This is a genomic window from Vibrio sp. HI00D65, assembly GCF_001635455.1.
GTDB lineage: Bacteria > Pseudomonadota > Gammaproteobacteria > Enterobacterales > Vibrionaceae > Vibrio.
This window is the reverse complement of the sequence record NZ_LWEH01000091.1, coordinates 18,937-34,765: the sequence shown is the minus strand read 5'-3', so window position 1 is coordinate 34,765 and position 15,829 is coordinate 18,937. Positions and strand designations below refer to the sequence as shown.

General features: G+C 43.3%; 10 protein-coding genes. 4 read left to right on the top strand and 6 right to left on the bottom strand.

Going from position 1 to position 15,829, the window contains the following annotated elements; genetic code table 11:
- Nucleotides 1-182 precede the first annotated feature (182 nt).
- From pepN to A3712_RS08765, 5 genes are all read right to left on the bottom strand, one after another.
- Entirely contained in the window at nt 183-2,789 is a 2,607-nt protein-coding gene (gene pepN / locus A3712_RS08785; protein ID WP_063523116.1) for an aminopeptidase N, read from the bottom strand.
- Nucleotides 2,790-3,006: 217 nt separating this feature from the next.
- Nucleotides 3,007-3,690, bottom strand: coding sequence for a hypothetical protein (locus A3712_RS08780; protein ID WP_063523115.1), 684 nt, complete (start codon nt 3,688-3,690; stop codon nt 3,007-3,009).
- Nucleotides 3,691-3,934: 244 nt separating this feature from the next.
- Nucleotides 3,935-5,929, bottom strand: coding sequence for a carboxy terminal-processing peptidase (gene prc / locus A3712_RS08775; RefSeq protein WP_063523114.1), 1,995 nt, complete (start codon nt 5,927-5,929; stop codon nt 3,935-3,937).
- A gap of 17 nt (nt 5,930-5,946) precedes the next feature.
- Nucleotides 5,947-6,570 (bottom strand): RNA chaperone ProQ, encoded by a 624-nt coding sequence (gene proQ, locus A3712_RS08770; RefSeq protein WP_004742319.1) that lies wholly within the window; start codon nt 6,568-6,570, stop codon nt 5,947-5,949.
- Between the two features lie 97 nt (nt 6,571-6,667).
- Nucleotides 6,668-7,141: a GAF domain-containing protein gene (locus A3712_RS08765; RefSeq protein WP_063523113.1), complete on the bottom strand. Its 474-nt coding sequence runs from the start codon at nt 7,139-7,141 to the stop codon at nt 6,668-6,670.
- 90 nt (nt 7,142-7,231) lie between these two features.
- On the opposite strand from A3712_RS08765, the gene A3712_RS08760 reads away from it, so the two are divergent.
- From A3712_RS08760 to rsmF, 4 genes are all read left to right on the top strand, one after another.
- Complete coding sequence (locus tag A3712_RS08760) at nt 7,232-9,028, top strand: ABC transporter ATP-binding protein (RefSeq protein WP_063523112.1); 1,797 nt, start codon at nt 7,232-7,234, stop codon at nt 9,026-9,028.
- Between the two features lie 66 nt (nt 9,029-9,094).
- Nucleotides 9,095-10,369 carry a paraquat-inducible protein A gene (locus tag A3712_RS08755; protein ID WP_063523111.1) on the top strand — a complete coding sequence of 425 codons (1,275 nt, stop codon included), beginning with the start codon at nt 9,095-9,097 and terminating at the stop codon, nt 10,367-10,369.
- Nucleotides 10,356-13,013 (top strand): PqiB family protein, encoded by a 2,658-nt coding sequence (locus A3712_RS08750; protein WP_063523110.1) that lies wholly within the window; start codon nt 10,356-10,358, stop codon nt 13,011-13,013. The genes A3712_RS08755 and A3712_RS08750 overlap by 14 nt, the downstream gene beginning before the upstream one ends.
- 160 nt (nt 13,014-13,173) lie before the next feature.
- Nucleotides 13,174-14,595 carry a 16S rRNA (cytosine(1407)-C(5))-methyltransferase RsmF gene (gene rsmF, locus A3712_RS08740; RefSeq protein ID WP_063523108.1) on the top strand — a complete coding sequence of 474 codons (1,422 nt, stop codon included), beginning with the start codon at nt 13,174-13,176 and terminating at the stop codon, nt 14,593-14,595.
- A 305-nt stretch (nt 14,596-14,900) separates the two neighbouring features.
- Here rsmF and A3712_RS08735 read toward each other — a convergent pair whose 3' ends face one another.
- Nucleotides 14,901-15,809: a CvfB family protein gene (locus tag A3712_RS08735; RefSeq protein ID WP_197465805.1), complete on the bottom strand. Its 909-nt coding sequence runs from the start codon at nt 15,807-15,809 to the stop codon at nt 14,901-14,903.
- Nucleotides 15,810-15,829: the final 20 nt, after the last annotated feature.

Genomic DNA, 15,829 nt, shown 5'->3' with positions numbered 1-15,829 from the left:
GTACTTAACGCCGTCTAACTGTACAGCGTTCTGTCTAAAAAGCTGGAGAGTTAACTTTAGCTTACTTAAATATCGCTCCCCCATAAACAAAAAATCAGTGGTAGATGCTCTCTACCACTGATGAATTTTCTATATGAGAAAACCGCTTCTTAGCAAGCTGCTTACACTATTGAGTTCTTCACTTAAGCTTCTAGTGCTTTTGTTACTTTCTCAAACAGGTCTTTTGCAAGATTATCCATGTTCTTCAACGTCTCAAGCTCTGTTTTAATAAGTGCTTGACGCTCGTCATCATACTTACGGAACTTAAGCAGTGGATCAATCAGACGCGAAGCAACTTGTGGGTTACTGCTGTTTAATTCACGTAAGATCTCACCAGCAAACGCATAACCCTGTCCCGACTTCTCATGGAATTGAACCGGGTTCATGTTAAAGAATGAACCAACTAAGTTACGTGTACGGTTCGGGTTCTTCAAGCTAAATGCCTGATGTGACATAGACTCTTTGATCGCTTCAAGAGCATTTGAACTTGGGTTAGTGCCTTGCAGCGCAAACCATTTATCCATTACAAGGCCATCATGTTTCCATTTGTCGCTGTAATCTGCCATCAAGCTTTCACGACAAGGCAATTTTGCACTGTTAGCAGCGCCCATTGCAGCCATAGTGTCAGTCATGTTGTTTGCTGTTTGATACATCTCAACAACCAAGTCGTTACCCTGCTCTGTATGAGCTAAGTAGCTTAGACAAAGTTTACGCAGAGTACGCTTACCAATTGAGTCGTGATCAATTGTATAGTCCGTTAGCGGATGGCTGTGATAAACCGCAGCCAACTCATCTTCAAGCTCTGCTGCTAGCGTCACCTTCATCGAGTTAAGCACAGAAGCGACAGCATCAATATCAACACGTTCATACCAGCCTGACACTTCATTGTGGCTTGGTAGTGAAAGCATTTCTGCGATGAATGCCGGTTCTAGCGAATCACTCAGTAGTACGCCGCGGAATGCATCAACAACAGACGCTGATAATTCAAACTTCTGACCTTGTTGAACATTCTCAACGTTACTGCGAATGTACTTAGCCAATAGCATTTGACCCGCATCCCAACGAGAAAACTCATTGCGCGCATTTACCATTAAGAAAATAAGCTCTTCATCTGAATAGTCGTATTCAAGTTTTACTGGCGCAGAGAATTCACGCAGCAATGATGGCACTGGTTTCTCGCTTACGTTCTCGAACACAAAAGTCTGTTCAGCTTCTTTCACATCTAATACATTGTGAACAGGTTTACCGTTACATTGTAACTCAATCACATCGCCTGTCGCTGTGTACAGTTCGATGTCTAGAGGAATATGCAGGGCTTGCTTTTCAGCTTGCTCATGCGTTGGCGCGGTTACCTGGCGAGTTTTTAGTGTGTACTGTTTTTTCTCTGCGTCGTAATGGCTTTCTACAGACAGCGTCGGTGTACCAGATTGGCTGTACCATAAGCGGAACTGAGACAGCTCAACGCCCGATGCATCTTCCATTGCTGCGACGAAATCTTCACACGTTGCTGCCGTACCATCGTGGCGTTCGAAGTAAAGCTTCATGCCTTTTTGGAAGCCTTCTTCACCCAGTAATGTATGAATCATACGAATAACTTCGCTGCCCTTTTCGTACACAGTCAGAGTATAGAAGTTATTCATTTCTATCACTTTTTCTGGACGAATTGGATGAGACATTGGGCTCGCATCTTCTGCGAACTGAGGGCCACGAATAATACGTACGTTGTTGATACGGTTTACTGCACGAGAACCGAGATCCGAAGAGAACTCTTGGTCACGGAATACGGTTAAACCTTCTTTCAGACTCAATTGGAACCAATCACGACAAGTCACTCGGTTACCCGTCCAGTTGTGGAAGTATTCGTGACCAATTACCGCTTCAATACCTAAGTAATCGGTATCCGTTGCTGTTTGATCGTTCGCTAAAACAAACTTAGAGTTGAATACATTGAGCCCCTTGTTCTCCATCGCACCCATGTTGAAGAAATCTACCGCGACGATCATGTAGATATCAAGGTCGTACTCTAAGTTAAAGCGCTCTTCATCCCACTTCATTGAGTTAATCAAAGACACCATTGCGTGGTTTGCACGGTCTAGATTGCCTTTATCAACAAAGATTTCTAGGTCAACTTTACGGCCAGAATGCGTGGTGTAGGCATCTCGAAGGACGTCGAAGTCACCAGCTACTAGAGCAAACAGGTATGCTGGTTTTGGGTGCGGGTCTTGCCATTTAACCCAGTGACGACCATTTTCTGCCTCACCTTCATCAACACGGTTACCATTACTTAATAAGAATGGGTTTTCTGCTTTGTCCGCGATAACAGTAGTCGTGAACTTTGCCAATACATCAGGACGATCCATGTAGTAAGTAATACGACGGAAACCTTCCGCTTCACATTGAGTACAGAAAGCGCCACCTGACTTGTATAAACCTTCTAGTGCACTGTTACCTTCTGGGTTCACTTCAGTAACGATGGTTAACGTAAATTCCTTCGGAAGATCAGTTAACGTTAGTTCAGTTTCAGACTGCTCGTATTGCGTCCACTCATTGCCCTCAACCAACACAGAAACCAACTTCAAGCCTTCACCATCCAGTACTAATGTTGAGCTGTCTTTTTCTTGCTTAACACTAGACACCGCAGTAATGATAGATGCTGAATCGTATAAATCGAAAGTAAGATCGATTTCAGAAATAGTGTGAGATGGTGATTGATAATCTTTACGATACTTGGCTTGAGGTGTATGTGCCATGACGAGTTCCTTTTGATCGTTATACGTAATAAATTTTTAACTGTATATATCTAAAGGTTGATCGCCAATAAAACAAGGGGAATATTAAAAAAAGGAGGCATTATAGGAAAATGCCTCCATGTTTTGCTATTTTACCAATCAAACCAGATAGGAACGCCTAAGAAATAGTCTAAATATCAGATTATCAAAAATCTCAAATTTGATGTTAAAACGAACACTATCGGATTCGGTTCAGCACCGCGAACATGTCTCCCTCTTCGCCTTGTAGTGTTAAAACATCACTGTTTAGAGTGTATCTAGTACCATGCTCACCATTTTCATAAAGCAGAACTAATTGGTCGCCTTCGGTGTAATACACACCACGACGAATAACTTCGCCACCTGCTTCATCAGACACGCGGAACATGAAGATAAAGTCAGGCTGCAAGACCAAATCCATTTTTTGGATGTTGCTCGCTCTTAAATCGCTACCCGATAGCTCCGCGCTAGACCAAATACCCGCCAGTGCGTTGGGTAGTGCTTTGGTAAACATCACACCATTAAGATTCAGCATGTTGTGGTTACTGCTGTAAGAATAGACTTGAGGCTCAGACGTGTTCAGGCCCAGAATAATCGTGTCTTCATTGGCATTATATAAACCTTCCCAATGGTCCACACTATAGTCTTTTTTCTGGATATCGATAGTAAACGAGTAGTTTGAATCGAGAGTCAGCTTAATTGCTCTAAAGTTTTTAGCGCCTTGCTCCGGATCTGGGTTCATTAAATACCAGTCACCAAGCAACAAAGGAAGGTCAAAATGGGATAAGTTACTATCACTTTTTGATTGTTGACCGTTAGGAGTAACTTCATTCCCAAAAGCAGCAAAACTTAAACAAGATAAAAATAGTAGAATCCATTTCATAAGCGCCCCCTCGTTTTTCTTTAAGCTTAGGCACGTAATGAATAGAAAGCGAAGAAATATGATCCAGGTCACTTAATTTTAAATACGAAGTAACTTAAATGTCATTATTTGCCAAACAGAAATCTAGAAAACCACAGGGCATTCCCTTACTAACTAGCAATAAAAACCAAAAGAGACACATCAGACCGAACAGATACAAAAAAGCGAGCCTAAGCTCGCTTTTTAATTTCAACAGGCGGTAAGCCTATTTCTTTATCATATCTAGCATGATTGCAACCGACTCATCAAGATAAGCGTCAGGGGCTTCATAGTCGTTCGGAACATCGTCCAACGTTTTGAAAGGCTCTAACTTAGCGACTTTTTGACGTTGATTAATACGTTCTAAACGAAGTGCTTCCGCATCATCACTCTCTTGCTGGCGAACCTTTTCATTCAGAGAAAGTTCGTTGTCGTCTTTATCCGCCTTATACTTTTCAATATCTTGCGCAATAAAGCCGAATTCCATGTCTGTCGCGATACGAGCTTGGTGTTTAGCCGTTAACGCCGCGACTTCCTCATCATTACGCTGTAACACTGAGTACTTCGCTTTGTCGATGCTATCCCAAGGTAATGCATTATCTTCAACACTTTCACCTGTATCTGCTGGATCAATTGGCGTTGGGTAAGCAATATCAGGAACTACCCCTTTGTTTTGCGTACTACCACCATTGATACGGTAGAATTTTTGGATTGTGTATTGAACATAACCCAACTCTTTATCGAACAAATCATATATATGATTCAAAGAGCGATGCTGTTGCACCGTTCCTTTACCGAAAGAGTTCTCACCCAGGATTATCGCACGACCATAGTCTTGCATTGCAGCGGCAAAGATCTCAGATGCTGATGCACTGTAACGATTCACCAATACCGTTAACGGACCTTGGTAACTGATCTTACCATCGGTGTCACTGTTCACTTTGACACGACCATAGCTGTCACGGACTTGGACAACAGGTCCCTCTTTGATAAATAGACCAGAGAGTTCCGTTGCTTCGGTCAATGCACCGCCTCCATTGTTTCGAAGATCGACAATAATACCTTCAACACCTTGCTCTTTAAGCTCAGTAATCAACTTGTCGGTATCTTTCGAAAGACCAACGTAGAAGCTTGGTACTTCTAGTACACCAATCTTCTTACCATCTTTCTCTATAACTTCTGATTTAACAGCGCGGTCTTCTAGACGAATCTTATCACGGACAATTGTGACAACGTGACTTTTTGCATCTTTACCATCTGATAAGATCTGCAGCTTAACTTTGGTCCCTTTCGGACCTTTGATAAGTTGTACTACATCATCTAAGCGCCAGCCGATAACATCAACAATCTCTTCGCCATCTTGACCAACACCAACAATACGGTCGCCATCACTCAACTGCTTACTGTTAGAAGCAGGTCCACCAGCAACTAAAGAACGAATAACGGTGTAGTCGTCTGTCATTTGAAGCACAGCACCAATCCCTTCCAGAGATAGGTTCATCTCAGATTGGAATTGCTCTGCATTTCTCGGAGAGAGATAACTAGTATGAGGGTCAACCTCTCGCGCAAATGCGTTCATGTAAATCTGGAAAGCATCTTCGTTGTGCGATTGCGTGATACGCTTCATCGCATTGTTGTAACGCTTTGCCAAAACTTCTTGAATTTCTGGCCACTCTTTACCAGTCAGTTTTAGATTCAAAGCATCATATTTAACGCGTTTTCTCCAAAGCTCATTCACTTCAGCGATATCTTTCGGCCAAGCAGCCTCACTACGATTCAGTTCAATAGTCTCATCGGTATCGAACTTGATCTCGTTATCGAGCAAAGACAGTGCATACTGAAAACGTTCAAAACGCTTCTGCATAGACAAATTGTAAACATCGAAAGCAATCTGGTTATTGCCTGCTTTTAACTGGTCATCAATTTGTTTAGATGCCGCAGAGAAAGAGTCAATATCAGCTTGAGTGAAGATATTACGATTGTAATCTAGCATCTCTAAGTAACGATTAAAGATAGCTTGAGAAAAATCGTCGTTGAGATTGAAGTGTTTATAGTGGGAACGAGTAAATCGAGAAGTAACACGTTTACTAGCAGTTTCGTGTTGGACCTCAGGAGCGAGTAGAGGTAAATCGTCCTGATCTAATTTGGCTTCAAGAGCCTGAGCTGAAGCTGCTAGCAAAAAGCTAGCAGCAATCAGTGTCAATTTTGAACGGCATTTCATGCGTAGGAGTATCTCCTTTAAGCGCGCAAGTGCTCCGCTTTAACAACCATTTGTAGGCCGTTTGCTAACTGAACACGTACATCTTCCTTATTGATTTCAACAATGGTCGCAGCCATGTTTCCTTTACCCATGTTCACATTTACTTCTTTGCCAGCGATGAATTCGTCAGCATTCAAAGCACGTGTTTCTACAGGCTTTTCTACTTTTGGTGCTTTAGGCGCTTGGCGACGAGGCTGTGGAGCTTTCTTCGCCTTAGGTTTCGCTTTGCCTTCTTCACGAGCTTTTTGTGCTTGCTCTTTACGACGAGCCTGAACTTTAGCTTTGCTTTCTGCAAGTGTAGCTTTAGCGTGCTCAACGTGCTCTTCTTCTAATGTGCCACACGCGTTGCCGTCTAGGTCAACACGCTCTGCACCAGCTTTTACGCCGTGCAGGTAACGCCATGATGATGTGTACTGTCTTAACGCTGCACGAAGCTGAGTCTTACTTACTTTTTCGTCTTCATTTAGACGTTCAGCAAGATCTTGAAAAATACCAATTTTAAGTGGCTTCGCTTCACCCTCTAAAGTAAAGCATTTAGGGAAACATTCAGCAATATATGCAATAACTTCTTTGCTGTTTTTTAACTTTTCAGTGTTTTCCATGTGGGTTCCTGGTTTTTGCGGTTTTCCGCGAGCATTAAGAAAATATTTTTACGTATTATAGAGAGATGCTTGGGAAAAACCACAGTAAGAGAATAATTTATGCCTTGTTCGCGTGCGAATTAAGCAGCTTTTCCACTTCAGCCATTAAAAACGTCAGTCCTTCCTCGTCAATTTCGCTAAATCGACCAACATTTGGGCTATCGATATCAAGCACACCCGCTACTTTTCCATCAATCGAAAACGGAATTACGATTTCTGAGTTACTTGCCGCATCACAAGCAATGTGACCCTCAAACTCATGCACGTCGTATATACGTTGAACTGAGTTCGTTGCCACTGCCGTACCACACACACCACGGCCAACAGGAATACGCACACATGCAGGCTTACCTTGAAATGGACCAAGAACCAATTCATCGCCCTTCATTAAGTAAAAGCCTGCCCAGTTAAGATCGTCAAGCTCCATCGACAGTAATGCACTGATATTTGATAAATTTGCGATCATATCGGTTTCTGATTCGATTAATGCAACGGCTTGTTTGGTTAAGCGATGGTAATGTTCTATTTTCATTATTAACTTCCAATTAAATTGAGACTTCCATTATTAAGAGAACACAGTAGAATGCGACCACCCACCTAAATAGGACTTATTCTCATTAAAATGACCAATTCAGATGACACTATTAGCCGTTCTTGGCTGATAACTCAAGTAAAAAAGCACAAGTCTAAACTGGTGTTTGCCAACATCATTGCGGTCCTCGCGACACTAATCAGTGTCCCTATCCCACTACTCATGCCACTCATGGTGGATGAGGTACTTCTCGACCAGCCAGCATCTGGGCTTGAAATGATGAATCATCTGTTACCAACCTCAATGCAAACCCCTACTGGCTATATTGCATTAACTCTTTTACTTGTCATCTTAATGCGTACATTCAGCCAAGGGCTAAATATCCTTCAAGGACGTCAGTTTACCCTAGTCTCTAAAACCATCACATATAAGATGCGCAGCAAAATGATCGACAAGCTTGGTCGTATCAGCATCAAACAGTACGAGACAAAAGGCAGTGGCGGAATCAATGCTCACTTGATCACAGACATAGAGACCATTGATAAATTTATTGGTTCAACCCTGTCTAAATTCCTAATCAGCTTTTTAACTGTATTCGGCACAGCGATCGTTCTATTGTGGCTAGAATGGCGTTTAGGGCTGTTCATTCTACTGGTCAATCCTGTTGTCATATACTTCTCACGTAAACTAGGCAGTAAAGTTAAGCACCTGAAGAAACACGAGAACCAATCATTTGAACGTTTTCAAAACCGGTTAGTAGAGACACTAGACGGCATCTATCAACTGCGTGCAGCTAACAAAGAACGTATTTTCCTTGATGAACTCAAGGTTCAAGCGAACCAGGTAAGAATCGATGCTGACAAATATGCATGGCAATCAGAAGCCGCTGGTAGAGTTTCCTTTCTACTTTTCTTACTAGGTTTTGAGCTGTTTCGCGCAGTAGCAATGCTAATGGTGCTATTCAGTGACTTAACCATTGGTCAAATCTTTGCTGTATTCGGCTACTTGTGGTTTATGTTAGGCCCTGTACAAGAGCTGCTCGGTATTCAATTCTCCTGGTATAGCGCTAAAGCAGCGCTGCAACGCATAAATGATCTTCTGCAACTAGAAGAAGAGAAACGCCCTATTAGTAAGGTGAATCCGTTCAATGATGATGAAGAAGTGACAGTCGACATTGATAACGTTACATTCTCTTACACAATAGAAAACACTGTTTTAAACAACCTCTCGCTGCACATACCTGCTGGTAAAAAAGTGGCATTGGTTGGGGCGAGTGGTGGCGGTAAATCCACGCTAATCCAATTGCTGATCGGGGTTTATCAAGCTGACTCTGGATGTATTCGCTATAACGGTGAAACTACCGATAACATCAGTTTTGATATTATACGCAATCAAATTGCTGTTGTTTTACAACAACCTATACTCTTCAACGATACATTAAGGCATAATCTGACCCTTGGCGCTGACTACGACGAAATGTCGTTGTGGCGTGCACTTGAAGTCTCTCAAATGCAAGACGTGATCAAGCAGTTAAGTAACGGCTTGGATACTCAAATTGGTAGGAACGGTGTTCGACTCTCAGGTGGTCAACGACAACGTCTAGCCATTGCTCGTATGGTGCTGAGCAACCCTAAGTTTGTTATTCTTGATGAAGCAACATCAGCATTAGATACGGCAACAGAGTCTGCACTCCATAAAGCGTTGAGTGAGTTTTTGAAAGACCGCACAACTTTAATCGTGGCTCATCGCTTATCAGCGGTGAAACAAGCCGATCTAATCTATGTTTTAGAAGATGGACAAGTCACACAGACGGGAACACATGGTGAACTGGTTGAACAACAAGGACTATATCAAACACTCTATGGCAGTGTGCAATCGCACGCCTGATAGTTATTGTCCTAACTACATACACCACACTTCTAAACTGACACACAACTCAATACGGGAGGTCGCATGACCTCCCCATCGGTAACCCAAAGTTTATCAACGACCAAGCATCAAAGCGACAGCAGCTCTGTTCGTTTGTGCCAGGGTTGTGAACTTCCTATCGACAAAGTGGACATCCCATTAGGAAAATCCGCCTATTGCCCGAGGTGTGGTACCCAGCTTTACCGAGGTGGTACCCCTAGCCTTTCTGGAAACCTAGCAATCGCGATAACCTGCTTGTTGCTGTTTATCCCGTCCCACTTTCTTGATTTCATTAGCATTCGTCTTATCGGGGTGATGATCCCCGCTACGCTGCCATCCGGCGTATTTACCTTGATGAATGAAGGCTTCCCGCTCCTAGGTTTGCTTATCCTATTCTGTAGCTCAATAGCGCCGTTGCTCGTTTGTAGTTCTGTATTAATCAGCCACTTCTCGCTTCGCTTTGGCCTCTTTACACCATTTCGCTACTCGCTAGTTATCATTCAAACCTTAAAACATTGGATGATGCTGGATGTGTTCTTAGTGAGCGTGGCGATCTCCTGTTTTAAGCTGCAAGACTACTCTGACATTTTTGTTGGTCCCGGTTTGATTGGCCTGATCTTACTCCAGCTATTTAGCGTGTTACTGGTGAGCCGCATTAGTGTTCGCCGCTATTGGGAAGCGTGGGCAAAAGAATCGGAATATAGTTTTACCAAAAACAAGAACGTGCACTGCCACAACTGCCACCTTTCTCAGCCTGACGGTCACGCTTGTGTCCGTTGTCATCATGCTTTGTATCACCGCAAGCCTTACTCGATACAAAAGACATGGGCACTTCTTTTTGCTGCCGCCGTTGCGATTGTGCCAGCGAACGTGATTCCTATATCTATTCTTATTACAAACGGCCAACAACTCGAAGATACGATCATTTCCGGTGTCGCCTCTTTAATTAATAGCGACATGTACGGCATCGCTGCCATCATTTTTATTGCGAGCATTGTTGTTCCCGTGGCCAAAATTCTTGGACTTGCTTACATACTGATTTGTATTCAAATGAAACGAGCGCTTTACCACAGACAACGCATGACCATCTATTTTATCGTGAAATGGGTGGGAAAATGGTCCGTTATGGATCTGTTCGTTATTTCGATAATGATGACATTGGTCGACCGCGGACAAATTTTAAACTTCACACCAGGTTATGGTGCAGTCGCTTTCGGCGTGGTTGTTGTTCTAACAATGCTGGCAGCGGAAAGCTTAGATCCTAGGCTAATTTGGGATAACTATACCTCTAAAGATGAGTCAGTGAATGAACGACAATAACCAATCACAAACATCATATTCACCGGAAGTCAGAAAAAATAAAGGGATTTCTCCTTTGTGGATTCTGCCGATCCTCACCGTCGCACTTGCAGGCTGGCTAGTCATGAAATCAGTCCATGATGCAGGCCAGCGTGTGCAGATCTACTTCTCAGATGCGGCAGGCTTAGTCGCAGGACGCACCACAATTCGCTACCAAGGCTTAGAAGTGGGTATGGTCCGCGATATTACCCTCTCGAAAGACTTATCTAACATTTATGTTGATGCTGATATCTATCCGGAAGCAAAAAAGCTACTGTCTAAAGGCACTCGTTTTTGGTTAGTGAAGCCGACCGCAAGCTTGTCTGGAATTTCTGGGCTAGATGCGTTGGTATCCGGTAACTACATTGCGATCCACCCAAGTGAGACTAAACAAGAGCTTGAAACTGTTTTCCAAGCTTTAGAGTCTGCACCTTCAGACTTGTTGGCTGCCGATGGATTGAACATATCACTGACCACAAAAGATTTGGGTGGCGTATCTGTTGGCTCTCAGATTGTTTATCGTAAGATTCCGATCGGTGAGGTCTACAACTACCAACTTAATGAAAGCGGAAAGTCAGTCACGATTCAAGCAGCTATTAAAGATGAATACAGCCATATCATTACTGACCAAAGCCGTTTTTGGAACGTCAGTGGCTTAGGGGCAAGTATTGGATTTTCTGGTGTTGATGTCCGCTTGGAAAGCCTAAGCGCTCTGTTAGGGGGTTCTATCGCAGTAGACTCTCCAGGAGATGGTCAGCCAGTTGAGATGAACACCAAATTTAAACTCTACCCAGATCTAAAAACCGCTGGTCGTGGTATCTCTATTAAGATTGCTGTCCCTGATGATAATAAGATCAGTGCAACTGGCGCTCCAATCATGTACCGCGGCATAGAAATCGGTCAAATTACCGACTTATCACTCAGCGAAGGTCGTGAAAATGTCATCGCATCTGCAGCTATCCAGCCTGCGTTCAGTGATTTTCTTAACAGTGGCAGTAAGTTCATTCTCGAAGAAGCTGAACTATCGCTGACAGGAATGAAGAACATCGCTAACTTGGTGACGGGCAACTTCTTAACGCTATTCCCAGGTGAAGGTGAAAAAGCACGACGTTTCACTGCTATTCGCAAAACGGAATATAGCCAAGAGCAAGAAAAGTCCGTTGCTATTCGCCTTACCTCGAACAACTCTTTCGGTCTCGATGTAGGCACACAACTGCTCTATAAAGGCATACCTGTTGGCTCAATCATAAAAGTAGGCTTAGTTGATGGCGTTGGCACTGGCAGCGATAAGCACGAAGTGTTCATGGATGCGTTGATCGACAATCAATACGCTCACCTTATCAAAAGTAATAACCGCTTCTTCGTTACAGGCAGCGCGAGTGCTGAGCTTACTGAATCGGGGTTAAGTGTGACCGTCCCGCCAGCGAAACAGCTACTGACAGGCTCAATTAGCTTCGTAAGTGAAGGTAAAGATCAAGCAAGAGAAAGCTACCAACTTTTCCAAAGCAAATCACTCGCAGAGATTGCAAAGCTCAACCAATCTGGCTCTAAAACACTATCGCTGTTCGCAAGTGAGTTACCGTCAATTTCTAAAGGTAGCCCACTGCTCTACCGCAACCTACAAGTCGGTAGTGTGAGTGATTTTCAGCTTGCTGACAGCGGCGTAAGAATCCAAGTCACCATCGAAAACCGCTACACGCACCTACTAAACAACAATACCGTTTTTTGGAATCATTCTGGTGTTGAGGTCGACGCGTCTTTATCTGGTATTAGTATCAAAGCGGCTCCGGTAAAAACTCTAATTCAAGGCGGCATTTCATTTGATTCACTGCCGGGTATCGACAACAAACTCGGTGATGTTTGGAAGCTCTATAACGACTCTAAATCTGCTCGTAAATTTGGCCGTGCCATCACGATTACGTCTTCAGGTGATCAAGAAGTGAGTAAAGGCACGCCAATTAAATATCAAGGCGTCAATGTCGGTGAAGTGACTTTAGTCGTTCCGAATTTCACTAAAGGTGGCATTGAGATTACGGCTCGTATCCTTCCTAAATATGTCGATAAGATCGCTGTTGCGGGCAGCCACTTTTGGCTAGCTGAGCCGGAGATTGGTCTGAATGGGATTAAGAATGTCTCCTCTCTGATTTCTAAACACATCAAAGTTGAACCGGGTAAAGGAAACAAAACCACAGCATTCAAGCTAAGTGATGGTCCAGTTCAACCTGAAGGCAAGATTTTCACACTACAAAGCGAAAGTCGTGGTTCAGTATCAGAAGGTACGCCAATTCTGTTCCGCGAGCTAGAAATCGGTACAGTCATTGATGTTCAACTTGGTGAGTTTGCAGATCGTATTATCTCTACCATTCAAATCAAACCAGAGCTCGCTTACTTAATTCGTGCCAACAGTGTGTTCTGGAATGTGTCGGGTGTGGATGTGTCTATCGGCTTGTCTGGTGCAAACATCAAGGCAGGTACTGTCGATAGTTTAATCAGAGGCGGTATTACTTTCTCAACACCACCAACCGATGAACTGCAGCCTTTGGCAGAAGAAGGCCAGTCGTTCTACTTGTATCCTAAAGCCGAAGACGAATGGAAATCTTGGAGAACGGCCATCCCCCGCCCATAGACGTGGCTCGATAGCCCCGGTTCTCTGAGCGAATAGCCGACAATTCATATCTAAATGCAGCCTTAGGGCTGCATTTTTATTGTTTAAAACAAATTTGGTTTAGGACAGTCTCATTTTGCTTTAAACTGCCCGCATTCACGCTAAAAATCGAGATACCCTTTTGCACGCTAACGTATATATCCCAGAAGAATTCCTTACTCATATTGAAAGCATTATGCCTAGCCATTTAGATATGGCTTCATTTGTCGCTTCTTGTCAAAAGCCACTTCGTAAAAGTATTCGAGTGAACACTCTTAAGATCAGTATTGAAGACTTTCTGGTGCGCGCAAAAGATAAAGGTTGGGAACTGGAACCTGTACCTTGGTGTGAAACGGGTTTTTGGATCACTGCCGATGAAACTGAAGCGCCACTAGGTAACACTGCCGAGCACATGTCTGGTTTGTTCTACATCCAAGAAGCTAGCTCAATGATGCCACCGTCAGCTCTTTTTCAAGGTGAAGAGAACTATCAAGCAGTTCTAGATACCGCTGCGGCTCCAGGTTCTAAAACCACTCAAATTGCAGCGCTGATGGAGAACCGTGGTGTGTTGGTTGCCAATGAATACGCAGCAAGCCGAGTTAAAGTGCTTCACGCTAACATTGAACGCTGCGGCGTAAGAAATGCAGCACTCAGTAACTTTGATGGTCGTGTGTTTGGTGGCTGGTTACCTGAACAATTCGACGCTGTATTACTAGATGCACCCTGCTCTGGTGAAGGCACAATTCGTAAAGATGCCGACGCAATGAAAAACTGGACGTATCAATCGGTTGTTGAGATTGCAGACACGCAAAAAGATCTGATTGAAAGTGCATTCCACGCTCTTAAACCTAATGGTGTTTTGGTCTACTCGACGTGTACGCTAAGCACAGAAGAAAACCAGCAGGTGTGTCATCACTTAAAAGAGACCTTTGGTGATGCGGTTGAGTTTGAATCTTTAGAATCCCTATTCGATAACGCGAAAGCAACAACAACAAAAGAAGGATTCCTACACATCTTCCCTCAGGTTTATGATTCTGAAGGCTTCTTCGTTGCACGCATCCGAAAATTAGCGTCTGTGACACCACCAGAAGTGAAAAAGCGTTTAGGTAAGTTCCCATTCGAGAAGGCTTCGAAGAAAGCACACCAAGAAGTTGCAGAGCAGCTTTTAAGTGCGTTGGATATCGAGCTACCATCAGATACTCAAGTCTGGACTCGTGACAAAGACGTCTGGTTGTTCCCTAATGCATTGGAACCAATGATCGGTGAATTCCGTTTCTCTCGCATGGGCATCAAGATCGCTGAAACCCATAAAAAAGGCTACCGTTGGCAACACCAAGTGGCAACGACATTAGCCACAGGCAACGAAGCAAACATCGTTGAGTTCACTATCGAAGATGCTCGCGAATGGTTCATGGGACGAGACGTTCGCCCAGAAGACTTATCAGGCAAAGGTGAAGTGCTGGTCAAATACAATGGCGCAATCATTGGCCTTGGTAAGTGGGTTGGCAATCGAGTGAAAAACGGCCTGCCACGAGAGTTAGTGCGTGATAAGAACCTGTTCTAGAAAGAAATTACACCCTTATAGCTTAATAAGCAGATAGGCGAAAAAAAGCCCAAACAATGCACGTTGCTTGGGCTTTTTCAATTGAATTTGAGTCATAACATCTATGTAGAAAGGTATTCAAAACCACAACTAATTACAAAACAATCAATTCAAGCCGCTATTTTTAATGTCAAAAATCGAAAGTTGGGGAAATTAAACTAAATTTCCTTTAGTAAAAAATCGAAACGAATAGCATAGGCTCTTCAGAGCCCTTTCCCCTAAGCCCAAACAGGAAAGTTTGGACTTTTTTTGACTGAGGGTTTGGCTTATTTAACTAGGCTGATGCCTTCTTTATCGATAGAGATCTTGCCAGCTTTGTACAAGCCACCGATTGTCTTTTTGAATGTACCTTTGCTGGTTCTGAAAGCAGAGAAGATTGCTTCAGGTGAAGACTTATCATTCAAAGGCAAAAAGCCGCCTTTCTTCTCAAGCAAGTCTAAGATCTTAACACTTAGGTCATCCATCTTAGCTACACCCACTTTTTGAAGAGAAAGGTCAATCTTACCGTCTTCTTCACGAATGTTTTTAATGTAGCCTTTCAGAGTCTTACCAATAAATAATTTACCGATAATGTCTGATGGGAAAATCATGCCCCAGTGTTCGCCGTTAACGATCGCTTTGTAGCCTAGCTGGCTGCGTTCAGCGATGATTAAGTCAACTTGCTGGTTACGTTTGTAATTCGCCGGAGTATTGTCTAACCATTTGTTAAACTTAGTTGTACCTACGATGCGGCTAGATGCTTTATCAATGTACACATATACTAAGATTGACTGACCTTCGTTTAATCGACCACGTTGTTCGCTGAAAGGAACCAGTAGGTCTTTGCCTTTAACGCCCCAGTTCATGAATGCACCGGTGCTGTTTACACCTTCAACAGTCATCAAGCCAAACTGGCCAACTTGTGCGATAGGTTTTTCAGTCGTTGCAGCGATCTGGTTGTCAGAATCAATGTATAGGAACACATCTAACTTTTGACCAATTTCAACACCTTCAGGAGTAAATCGTTTCGGCAGCAACACCGTTCCATAGTCGCTAGCGTCAAGGAATACACCGAAATCTGCTTGTTTTACTACTTCTAAGTTGTTTATTTGACCAATATTAATCATCAAGATTGTCTCTACTTTAAATTTGGCGGAGATTATACGTGATCTCTGATATGCTTTCGCTAGTTTCATTCATATTTTTACATTCTAGG

Excerpts from the sequence above, each read along its gene's own strand:
- A3712_RS08735 (WP_197465805.1), bottom strand. The coding sequence starts at position 15,809 with ATGAAACTAGCGAAAGCATATCAGAGATCACGTATAATCTCCGCCAAA.
- prc (WP_063523114.1), bottom strand. The coding sequence starts at position 5,929 with ATGAAATGCCGTTCAAAATTGACACTGATTGCTGCTAGCTTTTTGCTA.
- A3712_RS08780 (WP_063523115.1), bottom strand. The coding sequence starts at position 3,690 with ATGAAATGGATTCTACTATTTTTATCTTGTTTAAGTTTTGCTGCTTTT.
- proQ (WP_004742319.1), bottom strand. The coding sequence starts at position 6,570 with ATGGAAAACACTGAAAAGTTAAAAAACAGCAAAGAAGTTATTGCATAT.
- A3712_RS08760 (WP_063523112.1), top strand. The coding sequence starts at position 7,232 with ATGACCAATTCAGATGACACTATTAGCCGTTCTTGGCTGATAACTCAA.
- A3712_RS08765 (WP_063523113.1), bottom strand. The coding sequence starts at position 7,141 with ATGAAAATAGAACATTACCATCGCTTAACCAAACAAGCCGTTGCATTA.
- pepN (WP_063523116.1), bottom strand. The coding sequence starts at position 2,789 with ATGGCACATACACCTCAAGCCAAGTATCGTAAAGATTATCAATCACCA.
- A3712_RS08755 (WP_063523111.1), top strand. The coding sequence starts at position 9,095 with ATGACCTCCCCATCGGTAACCCAAAGTTTATCAACGACCAAGCATCAA.
- A3712_RS08750 (WP_063523110.1), top strand. The coding sequence starts at position 10,356 with ATGAACGACAATAACCAATCACAAACATCATATTCACCGGAAGTCAGA.